The following is a 16,077-nucleotide window of genomic DNA, read 5'->3' on the forward strand; positions in this document are numbered from 1 at the left end:
ATTATGATTCACTCAACTATTGGCAGTGAAGCCTACAAGGTAAAGCACAGCAACGGACGCCACAGCTTTTTTGCAGATGAACCGGAAGACAAAGGCGGCAAAGACACAGCGCCCACGCCGGATGAGTTGTTAGAAGCAGCATTGGCAAGTTGTACGGTCATCACACTTCGTATGTACACTACACATAAACAATGGAATGTAGGAGCAATTCAAGTGAGTGTATCCTTGGTTCGTGAAAAAGAGAAAAGCATCATCACCCGTGAATTGTATTTTGAAAACGAACTGAGTGAAGAACAAAAGCAACGGCTGGCACAGGTAGCCAAAGCCTGCCCTGTTTCAAAAACACTGGGTGGTATCAATGAACTTTTAGTAGAAGTAAAATAAAAAATTATCTATGAAACATATTCTTTTCAAAAAAGACGAAAGAGGTATTAAAGACATTGGCTGGTTAAAAAGCAATTTCACCTTCAGTTTCTCCTCCTACTACAATCCGGCCCGTAATGGTTTTGGATTGCTCAAAGTATTTAATGATGATTTTGTAGAAGCAGGTAAAGGTTTTGGTTTGCATCCGCATCAAAATATGGAAATCATCAGCGTCATGCTGGCCGGTAAGATGAATCACAACGATACAATGGGCTATAAAGAAATTGTGGAAAAAGACTGGGTACAAATCATGAGCGCAGGCAGCGGTCTTCGGCATGAAGAATACAATGTGGGTGATGAAGAAGTGAACTTTCTGCAAATATGGATTGAACCCAAATTGCAGAACATCAATCCCCGTTACCAGAAACGTTTTTTCCCCAAAGAAAAACGTAAGAATCAACTTACTACCATTGTGAGCAATGAAGAAGGGCAGCACCACTGCTGGATCAATCAAAATGCAAAACTCAGCCTGGGTTGCTTTGAAAAAGATGCTGTTGCTGATTATCAGTTGAATCCTGTAAACAAAGGCGTGTATGTTTTTGTTATGAATGGTTCAGTAACGGTTAACGGTATTGAGTTAGGCAAACGTGATGCGGTTGGTATTTGGGAGGCTTCTGCCATCAGCATTCACACAAAAGAAGAATCAGAATATATTATTATTGAAGCACCCATCAATCATTAAAAAAGTATCACATGAATATAGAAATTATTGCAGGCAGCCCCAGAGAGAACAGTGTAACACACAGAGTGGCTTTATTTCTCAAAACATTTTTAGAACAACATACACAGCATACTGTAAACATTATTGATGTACGGGAATGGAATCTCCCGCTGCTCCAACAGGTATTTGTGAGTGTGGAAGATACTCCTGAAGAGTTCAAACCGTTGAGCAAGCGTATGTTTGCGGCCAATGCATTTATCCTGGTTACACCGGAATACAATGGCAGCTACACACCTGCTATGAAAAATGTGCTGGACCATTATCCCAAGCAAAGCCACAAAGCGTTTGGCATTGTTACAGCCAGTCCGGGCATCATGGGTGGTATGCGTGCTACACAGCAAATGCAATTGCTCATCAATGCTTTGTTTGGTATTGCCAGTCCGCATATGCTGGTAGTGGGCAATGTAGATAAGCGTTTTGATGCGGAGGGTAACTTGCTGGATAACAGCTTTCAGAAATCAATTGATGTGTTTGTGAAGGAATTCTTATGGCTGGCAGAAAGCTTGCATCCTGAGACGGTGTTGAATTGAGCCTTAACTCAAACCTATAAGGTCTGCAGCATGGCAATTGCAGCACAGCAGACCTTATAGGTTTTGCAGCCTGATTTAATACGTCTATGTAAAAAAGGAGCTTTACATTTGCACTTTCAATTTCAAACGGCTCTTTTCCCAATACGTCATGAGTGATGAAATCAAACACGAATGTGGCCTTGCCTTCATTCGTTTAAGAAAGTCTTTCTCCTATTACCAAAAACAATATGGTTCGGCACTGTACGGTCTTAACAAACTGTACCTGCTCATGGAAAAACAGCACAACCGTGGACAGGACGGCGCCGGCATTGCTGCCGTAAAATTGAATGTAGAGCCGGGTTATCCTTTTTTGAGTCGTACCCGCAGCAATGCCAACCAACCTATTGCTGATATTTTTCATAAGATCGGACAGGAGATACAGGAACTGGAACGCTACCAGCCCGATATCAAACAGCATCCGGGACTCATGAAAGGTCATCTGCCTTTTCTGGGTGAAGTCATGCTGGGGCATTTGCGTTATGGCACCCAGGGAAAAAACAATGTAGAGTTTTGCCATCCCTTCATCAAACGCAACACACATCCTTCCAGGAATTTAGCCCTTGCCGGCAATTTTAACCTTGTGAATACGGAAGAACTCTTTAGTCTTGTAAATATTGACCCGGGAGAATTTCAGCGCCAGAGTGATTTGGCAGCCATGATGGAAGTAGTACATCATTTCCTCGTAAAAGAAGATGAAGTTAGCCCCAACAGTCCTGCCATCTGTTCACTGTTAAAAAAAGCAACACCCCTGTTTGATGGTGGATTTACCGTAGGTGGTATGACGGGTAACGGAAGTGGTTTTGTGATTCGTGATGCACATGGCATCCGTCCTGCTTATTATTATATCAATGATGAAGTAATTGTGGCCGCCAGCGAACGTGCAGCCATCCGCACCACATTTAATGTAGGTGAAAATGAAGTGCTGGAACTAATGCCCGGCCAGGCTTTGATTGTAAATCCTGATGGTAATTACAGCATTGAACAGGTGTTGGAACCGAAAGAACGCAGAGCCTGTTCCTTTGAACGGATTTATTTCAGCCGTGGCAGTGATGAAAAGATTTACAGGGAACGGATTACACTCGGCCATAAGCTAAGTAAGCGGGTGCTGGAGCATATCAACTATGATTTAAAGAATACCATCTTCTCCTATATTCCCAATACAGCGGAAGTGGCGTTTTATGGTTTGGTGAAAGGCATGGAAGAATACCTTAACCAGATCAAAGTGCAACGTATCATGAGCTGGGGTAATGACTTTGATGAAGATAAGCTGAGTGAAATGGTGAACCGCAAGATTCGCCAGGAAAAAATTGCCATTAAAGATGTGAAGCTGCGTACGTTTATTACAGAAGACAGCAGCCGTAATGAAATGGTACAGCACGTGTATGATGTTACCTATGGTACGGTACGTAATCATGAAGATACACTGGTAGTGATTGATGATTCCATTGTGCGTGGTACAACCTTGAAAGAAAGTATTGTACGTATGCTTGGAAGATTGAAGCCGAAAAAAATCATCATTGTTTCCAGTGCGCCGCAAATACGTTATCCTGATTGTTATGGCATTGATATGAGTAAGATGGGAGATTTTGTTGCCTTTAAAGCAGCCATTGAATTATTGAAAGAACGTGGACAGGAATCGTTGATAGATGATATCAAGAACACCATTAAAGAAATGGCCCGCAACAACCAGTTGCATACTGAAAATGTAGTGCGCCGTTTGTACAAATCATTTACTACAGAAGAAATCAGTGATAAGATTGCTCAACTCATTACACCGGCAGGATTTACCATTCCCGTGCAGGTAATTTATCAAAACATAGAAGATCTGCACGCCAGTTGTCCTACTAACACCGGCGATTGGTACTTTACAGGTAATTACCCTACACCCGGGGGGAATAAAGTATGTAACAAGGCCTTCTTAAACTACTTAGATGGTAAAAATGTAAGGGGTTATTAAAGCAGTTTGGCTGAATTTTTGCATGTAAATAAACAGACCCGTCTTTAAAATCACTCAACGGTACCAGAAAACAAACCACCCGGAACACAACCGGGTGGTTTTGATTTTTATGAAACCCGTAGTTTTAGTTCCGGATGAACAACAAATGAAATACAATAATTTCTACGGGTATAATCTAAACAGTATATGAAGAAGTTGCTTATTATCAGACATGCTAAAAGCAGTTGGGCCAACAGTAATGAATCTGATTTTGAACGGCCGCTCAATGACCGGGGCAGAATGAATGCACCTGAAATGGCAGAACGTTTAGTAAAGCGGAAGGTTTTGCCGGATGTCATCATCAGCAGTGCGGCAAAGCGGACCGTTGAAACATCTTTGCTTATGATGAAACAGCTGGGTTTGCAGCAACAGCAACTTATAAAGAAGCAGGAGTTGTACCTGGCAACACCGGAAACAATCCTGGAAACTATTTTATCGCTGGATGATGCCTGGCAAACAGCAGCCATTATAGCTCACAACCCCGGTGTAACTGATTTTGTAAATAGCATATGCGAAGTAAAAGTGGACGATATGCCCACTTGTGCAGTATATGCGGTTCAAATCAAAACGGATAGCTGGAAAAATTTCAGTACAGCAGCAAAAGAGTTTTTGTTTTTTGAGTATCCCAAACTACTGTAATGCATTATTGCCATACAGCAAATCTTAGCTCCTGTGTTGTGGCTGCTTTATCATCCTTTAAATTAACGCCGGTAAAAGAAGAACTGGAAACCTGCCACTCACGGCTTACAAAGTCGAGCTCAAATAAAGGAGATAAAATATCCATTGTAACGGTTTCAGTAACCGGATTTTCACTCCAGGTGCCATCATATATAGTTGTTCCATCATCTACCTTTAATTTTCCATCAGCTGTAAATAAGAATTTCATACCGGTAAATAAAATGGTGTAGTTAGAACTGAAATCACGTGCAAAGCTCACCTTCCATGCTTTGGAAACTAAAACGCTGGTAACCGTTGGGGGCTCTGTTTTTTTACGGCAGGCCGCCAGCAAAATCACAAAAACCAGCAGTAGAGTAAAAGATTTTTTCATAAGAATTTAGTTTGGTTTAGCTATACAACGCATAATTGAGCCGCTTAGTATTAAAAAAGCCTCCCGGAGGGAGGCCTTTGCTTTTAGCGAATATTGTATTTGTACTTATACCTTTCATATAACTGTTTGTGTTTATCATCAAGACTCACCTGGCGGCCCTGGATAAATGCATGGGTAATAACGCTGGTTCTTACATCCAGTATATCGCCCTCGCTGATAACTATGTTAGCATCTTTACCGGCTTCAACAGATCCGGTTTTATCATCAATACCCAGAATTTTTGCGGCATTGAGTGTGATAGCGGTTAAAGCCTGTTCTTTAGAAATACCATAGGCAGCAGCGGTACCTGCATTAAACGGAAGGTTGCGGCCACGGGTTTGACCGTCTTCATCGTTTATGGCAAAGAGCACCCCTGCATTTTGCAGGTAGGTAGCTGATTTATAAGGCAGATCAATATCATCATCCGGTGTGGTGGGCAGGCTGTGGCGTTGTGCCAGGATTACTGCAACATTGTGTTGCTTCAGCAAATCAGGAATGAGCCAGCTTTCTGTACCACCTACAATTACTACATCAAAGCCAAACTCTTTTGCAAAATCAACCGCTACCAGCATTTCTTTTACAATATCACAATGCACAAAGAGTTTCTGTTTTTTATCAAACAGTTTTTTAGTGGCTTCAAACTTTAAGTTAGTGGCAGTATGTGCCGCTTCTTTATGATAAGCTTTTGCTTCACGGAAGAAGTTTTTGATTTCTTCAATACGTGCCAATCCTTCTTTTACAAAATCTGCAGCGTTTCTTGTTTCAGTTAATCCTAAGAAAGCCGCAAAAGGACTGGGTCTGAAAAACAACGAAGGCATATTCAGGTGCATGGCGCCATCCGCATTGTACAAAGCGTCTTCCCAGTTCCATGCATCCAGTTGCACAACAGATGAAGAACCGCTGATGGTTCCTCCCTGAGGTACAATATTGGCTAACAGAATTCCATTGCTGCGTAAAGTACCAATCACTTTTGAATCGCTGTTATATGCTACAACAGAACGGATGCCCGGGTTGTAGGTTCCTATTTCAGTATGATCAACCGTGGCACGCACACTGTTTACTTCTACCAGGCCTAATTGAGATGCGGAAAGAATAAGACCGGGGTACACATGTTTGCCTTTGGCATCAATAACAGTTACATCGCCTGCAGGAATTGAAACAGAGCTTCCCACTTCTGCAATTTTACTGCCGTTGATTTTAACTGTGGCATTTTCAATAACCTGACCGTTGCCAACATGTACTGTGGCATTTTTGATAAAGATCAGTCCTTTGTTTTCTTTAGCCGGGTAAACTGTTTCCTGGCTCTGTGCACCGCTCCATACAAACAGAGCCATGCATATAATGATTAAATGTTTCATATATATCTTTTTATTGTAGTTATGAATACCTGCGTTCATCACTAAAAACAAGTTTTATTGATTGCTGTTCTGGTTTACTGCATCTGCTTCAATTACCAATAATCCATGTTTATGATTGTGTTCGCTGCAGGTGTGCATTACTTCCATGCTGGGCGCAAAAGGAACGGTTGGGTTACCCATCCGTTTTTCTCCCACCATTTTTGAAATAAGACGGGCACGCTCTTTAGCAATTTCAATACGCATCTGCTCATCTTTAGCACGGTCGTAGTACACAATACCATCCACAATGGTGTAAAGAGATTTGCAATAAATACTCAGCGGATGATCGCTCCATAACACAACATCTGCATCTTTTCCAACTTTGATGCTGCCAACTTTGTTATCTACATGCAGCATGATGGCAGGATTGAGTGTTACCATCTTTAAAGCTTCTTCTTCACTCATACCTCCGTATTTTAAACTCTTACCTGCTTCGTGGTTCAGGTGTCTTGCCATTTCAGCATCATCTGAGTTAATAGCTACCAACACACCTACACGCTGCATAATGGTGGCATTGTAAGGAATGGCATCCACTACTTCCATTTTGTAATTCCACCAATCACTGAAGGTAGAAGCAGCAGCTCCGTGTTGCTTCATTTTATCAGCCACTTTATAGCCTTCCAGTATATGTGTAAAGGTGTTGAGTGTAAACCCGAACTTTTCAGCCACACGAATCATATCTGTAATTTCACTTTGCACATAAGAGTGACAGGTGATGAAGCGTTTCTTGTTCATGATTTCCACCAGTGCATCCAACTCCAGGTCTCGGCGTGGAGCCACAGCTTTAGGATTCTTTTTCTTTTCTTCTTCAAACTTTTTCCAGCCTGCTTCATAATCCTTCGCCCTGGTAAATGCATCTATCAATACCTGGCTTACACCCATACGTGAATCAGGAAAACGGTTGTTTTGGTTAGAGCCTGAACGTTTTACATTTTCACCCAAAGCAAACTTGATGAAGCCGGGCCAGTCCTGGAACTTCAATCCATTATCATTGGCACCCCAACGTAATTTGATGAGTTGTGTTTGTCCACCGATTGTGTTTGCAGAACCATGCAGAATATGTGATGAGGTAACACCGCCGCTTAACTGGCGATAGATATTAATATCATCAGGATTGAGGTTATCTGTAATACGAACTTCAGAGGTTACACTTTGTCCGCCTTCATTAATGGATGCGGCGGCAATATGTGAGTGCTCATCAATAACTCCGGCTGTTAAATGTTTGCCGGTTCCGTCAATTACACGGGCGCCGGGCTCGTTTAAGTTTTTGCCGATAGCTGCAATCTTTCCGTTTTTGAGCAAAACATCTGTGTTTGAAAGAATGCCTTCTTTTTCATTGGTCCAAACCGTTGCGTTTTTAATAAGGATGGTTTCCTGTACCGGCATTTGTTCAAATCCATAACCGTTGAAAGGATAAGTTAACTTGCCCATCTTAGGAGCTGCAGGCGCACGAACACTATCTGTTTTGCTTTCAACATCTTTTACAAAACTGGCGGTCCAGGTAAAGCGGCTGCCATTTACATCATCACCTACCCCACTCCAGAGCTTATCATTGGCAATTCCGCTGAGACGAATGTTATTGCGGCTTCCTTTTGCATCCGGGAAATTTAATTTCACCTGTTTGCCATCAAAACTGAAACGACCTGTTACAGTATCTTTCCCGATAACATTAGCAGTGCTGTTATTTTTTACATCAAGCGTAAAGGTTTTGTTACCTGCGGGCGAGTACACCACCAGGTTGTAAACACCTTTTGCTTCGCTCCACGCCTCTTCTTTCACCGCATATTTTTCACCCTGGATCCAGTTTTGATAAATCACAGTTTTATCATTGAAAACAGGACCACTTGTAATTAAAAAGTTCGCAATCTTTCCGGCATCTAAACTGCCGATCATATCATATACACCCAGCACAGTAGCCGGATTTTTTGTAAGTGCTTCCAATGCCTTGGTTTCGCTTAAGCCATATTGAATGGCTTTGCGAAGGTTTGCCATAAACTGTTTTACATCCCGCAGATCAGAACTGGTTAAGCAAAAATTAATACCTGCTTTTTCAAACAAGGCCGGGTTGGCAGGCGCCATTTCCCAATGCTTCATATCAGCCAGCGATACGTAGCGTGCATCATGCGGATCTTCCACATCCATCGCAGCAGGAAAATTCAATGGAAGTATAAACCATGCATTGGTGGTTTTCATTTCATTGATACGCTGGTATTCATTACCTCCTGCCTTAATGATGTATTGTACACCAAACTCATCACCAATACGATCGGCACGTAATACATTCCATTTATCACCGGCATCAAAAAACTGCGGCAGGTTCTGTAATGCATTCCAGTACTTGAGCGAAAGATTCACACCTTCTGCACCCGGATTTGTTTTGTACCAGTTTGCATCCAGGTAAGTTTGACGAAGCAAAGCAATATTACCCATCATGGAACTTGGGTAAGACTGTGTGGAAAGGCCTTTGTTAAATGAATAGTGAGCAGATGCTTTTTCTTTGAGAATTACTTTGTTTTCTTTTTCACCGGCAAGTGATACAAAAACACCACTGCCTCTTGCAATTCCGTCCCGCTGGTGTACCAGTGCGGCACCAAAACCGGTTTCCCGGAAGTTTTTTGCTTTGGCATCATCGGTTACAAAGAGATGCGATGCGGTTACATCTGTACGGATGGCCTGGTTCCAGCCAAATGCTCCTTTTTGATTGCTGGTAAGCTGTGCAGGAGCATTAAAGTTAAATCCACCCTGTGCTCTTTGCAAGGCAGGCATACCATAATCGGCATACACATCAATGAAGGATGGGTAAATGAATTTGCCCTTGCAATCAATCACCACAGCATCAGCCGGAATGCTAACGCCGGTGCCTACAGCTACTATGCGGCCGTTTTTTACAAGCAGTGTAGCTGCGTTAAGTGTTGTAGATGCATCTTTTACAATGGTGGCATTTACAAATGCATAAGCAGTATTACGGGGATCTGCCACACCGTTAACAGGAAATGTTTCCTGTGCTTTGATACCTGTAATAAAAAGCAGGCACCAAATAAGGTTTCGAATTTTTCTCATTGCTGATTATTTTGGAATGCTGGAAGGTAAGCGATTCTGCTATTTGAATTAAAACCGATTGATGAGCGGAAGTAGATTTCGTAAATTCCTCATTTTGATAGTGATTCTCCGAAAAGCGCTGTTCTGTTTTGTAGAAATGTTTCGAAATTTTTAAAATAGAAGGTTATCTGTTGCTCAAAAAAGGTAAACCATTAGGTAAAATCAATAGGAATAGCTACTTTTATTTTAAATCCAATATTGTTTGACCCTGACTGCTACTATACCCGACAATTTATTATTATCCAACCATTTGTTCTATGTTCTGGTTGGTGAAGAGGGCAGGTACCTTACCGCCAACCCTCATTTTCAAAATACATTCGGAGTTACTACAGAAAATAATACGGATTTCTCTTTTGCACGGATCGTTCATCCGGATGATAAGGCCGCCTTTCATAAAATCATTAGTGAGTGCAAAGTTCATCCCGGCAAACCTGTTACGGCTGTTTTAAAAAGACCGGTTCCGCATACTCATTACACACATGTTAAATGGGAATTCATTTGTTTGCAGGAAGTTACAGGGGAAGAAGCGGTGATACAGGCGATAGGTTTTGATATCAGCAACGGAGTAAAAACGGATGAGCCTGTTCATAAAAACAAGCATACAATCTTTACAGATAACAAAGCGCTTGAAAGCCTGCTCATAAACAGCATTGATATTATTTTATTGGTTGATGCCTCTTCAGTTATTTCATTCTGCTCTCCCAATATTACCCGTGAAATGGGGTATACCCAGGCTGAAATGATTGGCAAAACAGGTTTTGATTTTGTACACCCCGACGATCAACCTGCTGCTTTTGAAATATTTGAAAAGGAATTGAAGTATCCTGATCAGAATAATTCAGTAGATGTAAGACTTCGTAAAAAAGACGGTACCTGGTTGTGGGTGGAAGCAAAAGGAAAAAACCTGTTAGATGACCCATTGGTGCAAGGAGTTATCATTAATCTTAATAACATCAGCACAAGAAAAGCAGCAGAAGAAGCATTGCAGCAAAGTGAAACACGTTACCGGAGTTTTTTTGAAAACCTGCCCTATCCTCTTTTCCTTGTAGAAACTAATAGCGGCGCTATTGCAAACTGCAACAACAGCACACTTCAGAAATACGGGTATTCTTATGCTGAGTTGATGCAAATGAATTTCACAGATTTATTTGAAGAGCAGCCTGAATTTAAAGACATTGAAGAATTGTGCCGGCAACAGGTACTCGTACGTCATCAGAAAAAAAGCGGCGAACTCATCATTGCCAAACTGGAGCATTATCAAACACATACAGATGGTAATGGCTATCAACTCATACTGGTACAGGACCTCACAGATAATTACAACCGGCAAAGAGAGTCGCAATTGGCTTTTGAAATTTCTGCCATCTTAATGCAGAGTACCTCCATTAGCCAATCGCTTGAAAAAGCACTGCAGAAAATAAGGAAGTTCACAGGATGGGATCTGATTGAACTTTGGTCGCCTTCTTACGATCAATCATTTATTAAGAATGATATATCTGCTTTTTACCCTAAAAACCCCTGCGCTTCAAAAATTAAAAAGTTTGTTTTTGAAACAAGATTAAATCAATACAATAAAGAGCAATATGCACAGGTTCCTGTTTATGCAAATCAGCAACCTTACTGGATTGAAAATTTAGAAAAAGATCAAGCGCTTGTGCGCCGGGCAATTGCGGTACAGGCCGGTTTTAAATCTGTATTGGCGGTTCCTATTCTGAATGAAGGTGATGTGGTGTGCTCTGTGTACCTCTTTTCGTTTCTTGAAAAGAAAAGAAATGAGCATGCAGAAAAGCTGATTCAAACACTGGGCAGCCTCATTGGTACAGAGCTGCAGAAAAGAAAACGGGAATCAGAGTTGGATCAGTTTTTCAAAATCAGTCCTGATATCATGACTATTGCAGGGCTGGATGGTAAGTTTATAAAAGTGAATCCCGCTTTTGAATCTTTTATTGGTTACAGTCAGGAGGAAGCTAAAGAGCTGCACCCGCTTCATTATGTATTTGAAGAAGACAGGGCCGCAGTTCTTGAAAAATTAAAAGATCTTTCCAAAGGAATTTCTGTACCTTATTATGAAAACAGGGTGGTAACCAAAGACGGACAGTTGAAATGGATTTCATGGACGGCCACCCCGATCTTTGAAGAAGGAATGATCATTGCCACCCACAGAGACATTACTGATAAAAAAGCGTTTGAAGAAAAGATAAGACTTATTAATGAACGTTATGAGTATGCCACAAAAGCTACTACTAATGAAGCTATCTGGGATTTAGATTTAAAAAGTAATGAAATAAGCTGGAGTGAAGTGTTTACCAACATGTTTGGTTACAGTTCATTAAAAGAAGATGCAACACTTGGTTTCTGGGAAAGTAAATTGCATCCGGAAGATAAAGAGCGTGTAATAACAAGTTTCCATGATTTTATAACGCAATCAAACACTGCTAACTGGTATTGTGAATACAGGTTTGAAAAAAAAGATGGGAGCTACGCCTATATTGTTGACAGAGGGTACATGATTTTTGATGATCAGAAACAGCCAATACGTGTAGTAGGCGCAATGGAAGACATCAGCGACCGGAAGAAGCTGGAAGAAGAATTGATACAAACAGAGCGGATGCGCCAGATGCAAATTGCACAGGCGGCGGTAAATGCACAGGAAAAAGAGCGGGCAGATGTGGGCAAAGAACTGCACGATAACATCAGCCAGATGTTAACGAGCACCAAGCTTTTCCTTGATATTATGCGGAACAAAACACAGGATGAATTGCTGGACAGAAGCATCAAGAATATTAATACCATCATCACAGAAATCAGAAATATTTCACGTTCACTGGTGCCGTCCAGCATTGAGGATCTGGGGCTTATTGCATCTTTGAACGATTTGCTGGATAATATCAGGGTCACCAATATTATTGATGTTGAGTTTTATCCTGATCCTGAAGTAGAAAACTTGATTAATGCCAACTATAAGTTAACTTTGTACCGCATTGTACAGGAGCAGATCAACAACATTGTTAAGCACGCTAACGCCAGCCAGGTATTAATTGAGTTGTACCATGAAGAAAACCGTATAGAACTCGTAATAACAGATGACGGTATTGGTTTTGATGTGAATAAGATAAAAAAAGGACATGGTCTTAAAAACATGCGAAGCCGGGCCGAACTCTTAAACGGACATTTAGAAATTATTACTTCACCCCAAAAAGGCTGTAAATTAAAAGTTCACATACCTTATCAATAAACTGATTATGGAAAAAATCACAATCCTTATTGCAGATGATCACAAACTGATCCGGGAAACCTGGAGTTTTATTCTTAACAGCGATCCTCGTTTCCAGGTAATTGCTCAATGCAGCAATGGAGAGGAAGCTATATCGCTGGCGCAACAGATGAGACCCAAAGTGGTGTTACTGGATATTAACATGACGCCTGTAAGTGGTATAGAAGCCACTGAGCAAATACGCAAGTATTCACCTGCCAGTAAAATTATTGGAGTATCCATGCACTCACAACCGGCTTATGTTAAGAAGCTGCTTAAGCTGGGAGCACATGGTTATGTTACCAAAAACTCACCGCAGCAGGAAATGTTTGAAGCCATTGTAGAAGTGAGCAAAGGCAACCGCTTTATTTGCTCTGAAGTAAAAACCATCCTGAGCGAACAGGCTTTTGAAGATGAAGGCTCCGGAGCTAATGCCCTTTCAGCAAGAGAGCTGGAAATTATTAAGCTCATTAAAAACGGTCTTTCTTCAAAAGAAATTTCTACAGAGCTCAACATTTCTTTAAAAACAGTAGAAGTACACCGTCATAATATTTTAAAGAAACTGAACCTTAAAAACAGTGCTGCACTTGTTAACTATATTAATGAGTCGGGCCTTGTAATATAACAGAGTGAACCTTAAATGAACCGGGGAAACAGCTTGCTGTTTCCTCTTTTTATTTTCAGGAGTTTGCTAATTTCACCGCCAAAACATTGCTATGGCCATACGCATCTTCATCACCGGCGGAACATTTGATAAGGAATACAATGAGCTTACAGGGCAATTGTATTTCAATGACACACATATGCATGACCTGCTGGAGATGGGCCGCTGCAAAGCTGATGTGGAAATAAGAACCCTGATGATGATTGACAGCCTGGAGATGACCGATGATGACCGTGACCTGATTGTTCACCAATGTAACAATGCTGACGAAGATAAAATTGTAATCACCCACGGTACAGATACCATGAGTGATACAGCCCGGTATATTGCTCAAAAATTAAAAGCTACCAATAAAACAATTGTTCTTACCGGCGCCATGATCCCCATCAAGTTCGGTAGTAGTGATGGCTTATTTAACTTAGGAAGTGCTCTCGCTTTTGCACAAACATTACCTGCAGGTGTGTATGTAGCCATGAATGGCCGCTACTTTAACTGGGATAATGTGCGCAAGAATAAACAAACCGGCATGTTTGAAGAATTGAAGTAACTACTTTTCTTTTTTTCGCTCTCCTTTCCATGGCAATACAAAACCTCTTGCTTCATTCAATGTAATTCCAAATACCTTATTTCCTTCAACATAGCCGCTGTGATAGTAAGTGCCGCTTTGGTCAGCCGTTGTAAATGCAAAGTAAACTTTATCCCAATCAGTATTTAAAAAACCTCCGCTAAAGGGATAACCATAAAACTCTCCGTCAAATTTTTTACCCTCTACTTTCGTGAATTTAAATTCTTTCAGATAAGGTTCGCTTTCCGGAGTAGGACGCAGGTCGATGATATATGTACCGAGGATATTATCTGTACGCAGCGTATATTTATATTCATGCCGGTTTATCCATTCTGTTGTTCCTTTGAATAATACATCTTTACGTTTACTAAAAACAGTCTTCCCTATAATGTAAATATGTTTGAATAAAGCAGGTTTCTTATCGTTGCCGTCAACTCCTTCTGTTTCTGTTATGATTTGCAGGGTGCCATCGGACAATAGTTGTTTGGATAAAATTTTTTCATTGTCAATCATCCTGCCATCAGCTGAAATGGTGATGGTATCTGTCCAGTTAGTATTCGGCTCTTTAGGAAATGAATTGGAAAATGTAAAGCTGTTGCTCCTGCCCACTTGTTCAATATCAACATTGGCAAGCATGGTGTAGGGCTTATTGGTTGTATAATCTAAGTACGTTAAACTTCCCTGCCAGCTACCGATAATTGGTTGAAAGTCTTTTACTGAAACAATTAATGATTGCTGACCAAATGATGAATGACTAAGAAAGAATAACAGCAAAGTTGCAGCAGGCGCAAATTGTTTAATGGTGTTTTTTGAACTGCTTCGTTTCATAATCCAATGGTCAATTGAGTATTTGCCTGCTCCCGAAACTGATATCAATACAAATCCCCAGAATAATAACTGCTGATAATACATACCAATGATGGGTGCAGGTTCATTGTACCAGATAAAGGAAATTACAAAAAACTGAAAGGCTAATTGTATGGCTGAAAATCTTGTAAAGAAACCAAGAGCAATACAAAGCCCGCCAATAAACTCACCCCATGCGGCGGCTGCTGCCCAAAATGCAGGTGAAGGAAATGTAAATCCAAGTTTACTTACCTGCTCAATAAACCAGCCGGGAGCACCTATGTCGTGCATCTTGGGCCAGCCTGCTCCTGCTGCTATACTAAAGCCAATATAAAATCGAAAGAGCAACCAGGCAATGTTAAATACTTTGTTGCCCGTGAATGTGCTGCCGAAAAAAAACTGTTTCATAAAAATTAGTTGTAAGGTGAATTAATCGTTGATATTAAAGGTTTGATTATTGTCTTCTTTTTTTACAGTAAGAAATGGCGGCTGGTCAGAAATTTTTGCTCCGCTCATGACTGTGTTTACCTGCTGCTGTGATGCGAGATAAATTTTTGTACCTGCAGGAAAACGATAAGTTCTGGTGCCATAAGGCATCATCACAAATGCAGTAGTTCCGTTTCCTTTTTCATCAGGACGGTAAGAGATGACTGTAACTTTTGAAGGAAGAATACTGTTGTTTCTTAATTTGAAACGCACCATTTCTGTTATGCTTTCTTTTTTTACTGTAACTGATGCTGAAGGCATATTGTATTCATTTACAATTTCAACATTGCCTTTTACATTTTGCTCAACCAGCTCTTTTGCATTGACTCTTATTTCTGAGTTGCCCGTAGTGTTGATTGTAGTTTTGTGTGTTACAAATTTTCCTGCATCAATATCGCTGTTGCCGTTTGATTGTAAATAGAATTCATTGGATGAGCCTGTTAATGAAATATCGGCATTACCGTCTGATATTAAATTAAACGAAGATTGCTTCATTTCTTTTACGGTAATAGAAGTATTGCCTTTGTTGGATAAAACTTGGAGCGATGGTGCTTTAATTGTTACAACCGTATTGTTTGATGAAAGCCAGCGCTTGTATTTACCGCCGCTTAAATCCATGGAAAGTTTTAAGGTGGCACCTTCTACTTTGTAGCGGAAAAAATCTTTTAAATTATCATCAATAGATACTTCCAGTGCACAGGTTTGTGTGTTGCTTTCCACCACCACCTGTACGTTCATGTGACTGATTTCAACATTGCTGAATGCTGCAACGGGAGTGTTCAACTGTACAAGTTTACCGCTGCCGCCCAGTTGCTCCCATTTTTCACCATTGTACCTGGAGTAGGTGGACTGTGCTGTTGCTGAAAAGCTGATTGCTGCGCTGGCGATGATGGCCAGAAGAAGTTGTTTCATGATTTCGAATTTTTTGGTTGAACGAATTTGTTTCAGCAAAGATTCGTTCATGAACAACG

13 protein-coding genes are annotated in these 16,077 nt (G+C 40.9%); 8 read left to right on the forward strand and 5 right to left on the reverse strand.

What is annotated here, in order from left to right:
• Window positions 1-3 precede the first annotated feature (3 nt).
• The 5 genes from PDL71_RS02080 to PDL71_RS02100 all read left to right on the forward strand — a co-directional run bounded on the left by PDL71_RS02080 (window position 4) and on the right by PDL71_RS02100 (window position 4,348).
• Window positions 4-384: an OsmC family protein gene (locus PDL71_RS02080; RefSeq protein ID WP_407524660.1), complete on the forward strand. Its 381-nt coding sequence runs from the start codon at window positions 4-6 to the stop codon at window positions 382-384.
• Window positions 385-394: 10 nt separating this feature from the next.
• Entirely contained in the window at window positions 395-1,105 is a 711-nt protein-coding gene (locus PDL71_RS02085) for a pirin family protein (protein WP_407524662.1), read from the forward strand.
• A gap of 11 nt (window positions 1,106-1,116) precedes the next feature.
• A complete protein-coding gene (locus tag PDL71_RS02090) occupies window positions 1,117-1,674 on the forward strand; it encodes an NADPH-dependent FMN reductase (RefSeq protein WP_407524664.1) in 558 nt (185 codons plus the stop codon).
• Window positions 1,675-1,822: 148 nt separating this feature from the next.
• Window positions 1,823-3,670 carry an amidophosphoribosyltransferase gene (locus PDL71_RS02095; RefSeq protein WP_407524666.1) on the forward strand — a complete coding sequence of 616 codons (1,848 nt, stop codon included), beginning with the start codon at window positions 1,823-1,825 and terminating at the stop codon, window positions 3,668-3,670.
• A 186-nt stretch (window positions 3,671-3,856) separates the two neighbouring features.
• Window positions 3,857-4,348: a SixA phosphatase family protein gene (locus PDL71_RS02100; RefSeq protein ID WP_407524668.1), complete on the forward strand. Its 492-nt coding sequence runs from the start codon at window positions 3,857-3,859 to the stop codon at window positions 4,346-4,348.
• A gap of 4 nt (window positions 4,349-4,352) precedes the next feature.
• Here the strand turns inward: PDL71_RS02100 and PDL71_RS02105 are convergent, their stop codons facing one another.
• From PDL71_RS02105 to PDL71_RS02115, 3 genes are all read right to left on the reverse strand, one after another.
• Window positions 4,353-4,757 (reverse strand): hypothetical protein, encoded by a 405-nt coding sequence (locus PDL71_RS02105; protein WP_407524670.1) that lies wholly within the window; start codon window positions 4,755-4,757, stop codon window positions 4,353-4,355.
• 83 nt (window positions 4,758-4,840) lie between these two features.
• Window positions 4,841-6,154, reverse strand: a complete 1,314-nt coding sequence (locus PDL71_RS02110; protein ID WP_407524672.1) for an amidohydrolase family protein — start codon at window positions 6,152-6,154, stop codon at window positions 4,841-4,843.
• Window positions 6,155-6,208: 54 nt separating this feature from the next.
• The gene (locus PDL71_RS02115; RefSeq protein ID WP_407524674.1) at window positions 6,209-9,253 is read right to left on the reverse strand and encodes an amidohydrolase family protein; all 3,045 of its coding nucleotides are present in this window, start codon (window positions 9,251-9,253) and stop codon (window positions 6,209-6,211) included.
• A gap of 241 nt (window positions 9,254-9,494) precedes the next feature.
• On the opposite strand from PDL71_RS02115, the gene PDL71_RS02120 reads away from it, so the two are divergent.
• From PDL71_RS02120 to PDL71_RS02130, 3 genes are all read left to right on the forward strand, one after another.
• Window positions 9,495-12,527, forward strand: coding sequence for a PAS domain S-box protein (locus tag PDL71_RS02120; protein WP_407524676.1), 3,033 nt, complete (start codon window positions 9,495-9,497; stop codon window positions 12,525-12,527).
• 7 nt (window positions 12,528-12,534) lie between these two features.
• A complete protein-coding gene (locus PDL71_RS02125; RefSeq protein ID WP_407524678.1) occupies window positions 12,535-13,170 on the forward strand; it encodes a response regulator in 636 nt (211 codons plus the stop codon).
• A gap of 91 nt (window positions 13,171-13,261) precedes the next feature.
• On the forward strand, window positions 13,262-13,756 hold the full coding sequence (locus PDL71_RS02130; protein WP_407524680.1) for an asparaginase domain-containing protein: 495 nt from the start codon (window positions 13,262-13,264) through the stop codon (window positions 13,754-13,756).
• On the opposite strand, the gene PDL71_RS02135 is transcribed toward PDL71_RS02130, so the two are convergent.
• The gene (locus tag PDL71_RS02135; RefSeq protein ID WP_407524682.1) at window positions 13,757-15,028 is read right to left on the reverse strand and encodes a DoxX family protein; all 1,272 of its coding nucleotides are present in this window, start codon (window positions 15,026-15,028) and stop codon (window positions 13,757-13,759) included. It abuts the gene before it with no gap.
• A 21-nt stretch (window positions 15,029-15,049) separates the two neighbouring features.
• The gene (locus PDL71_RS02140; protein ID WP_407524684.1) at window positions 15,050-16,018 is read right to left on the reverse strand and encodes a GIN domain-containing protein; all 969 of its coding nucleotides are present in this window, start codon (window positions 16,016-16,018) and stop codon (window positions 15,050-15,052) included.
• Between the last annotated feature and the right edge of the window lie 59 nt (window positions 16,019-16,077).

This window comes from Lacibacter sp. MH-610, from assembly GCF_045780045.1.
In the GTDB taxonomy this organism is placed as follows: domain Bacteria; phylum Bacteroidota; class Bacteroidia; order Chitinophagales; family Chitinophagaceae; genus Lacibacter.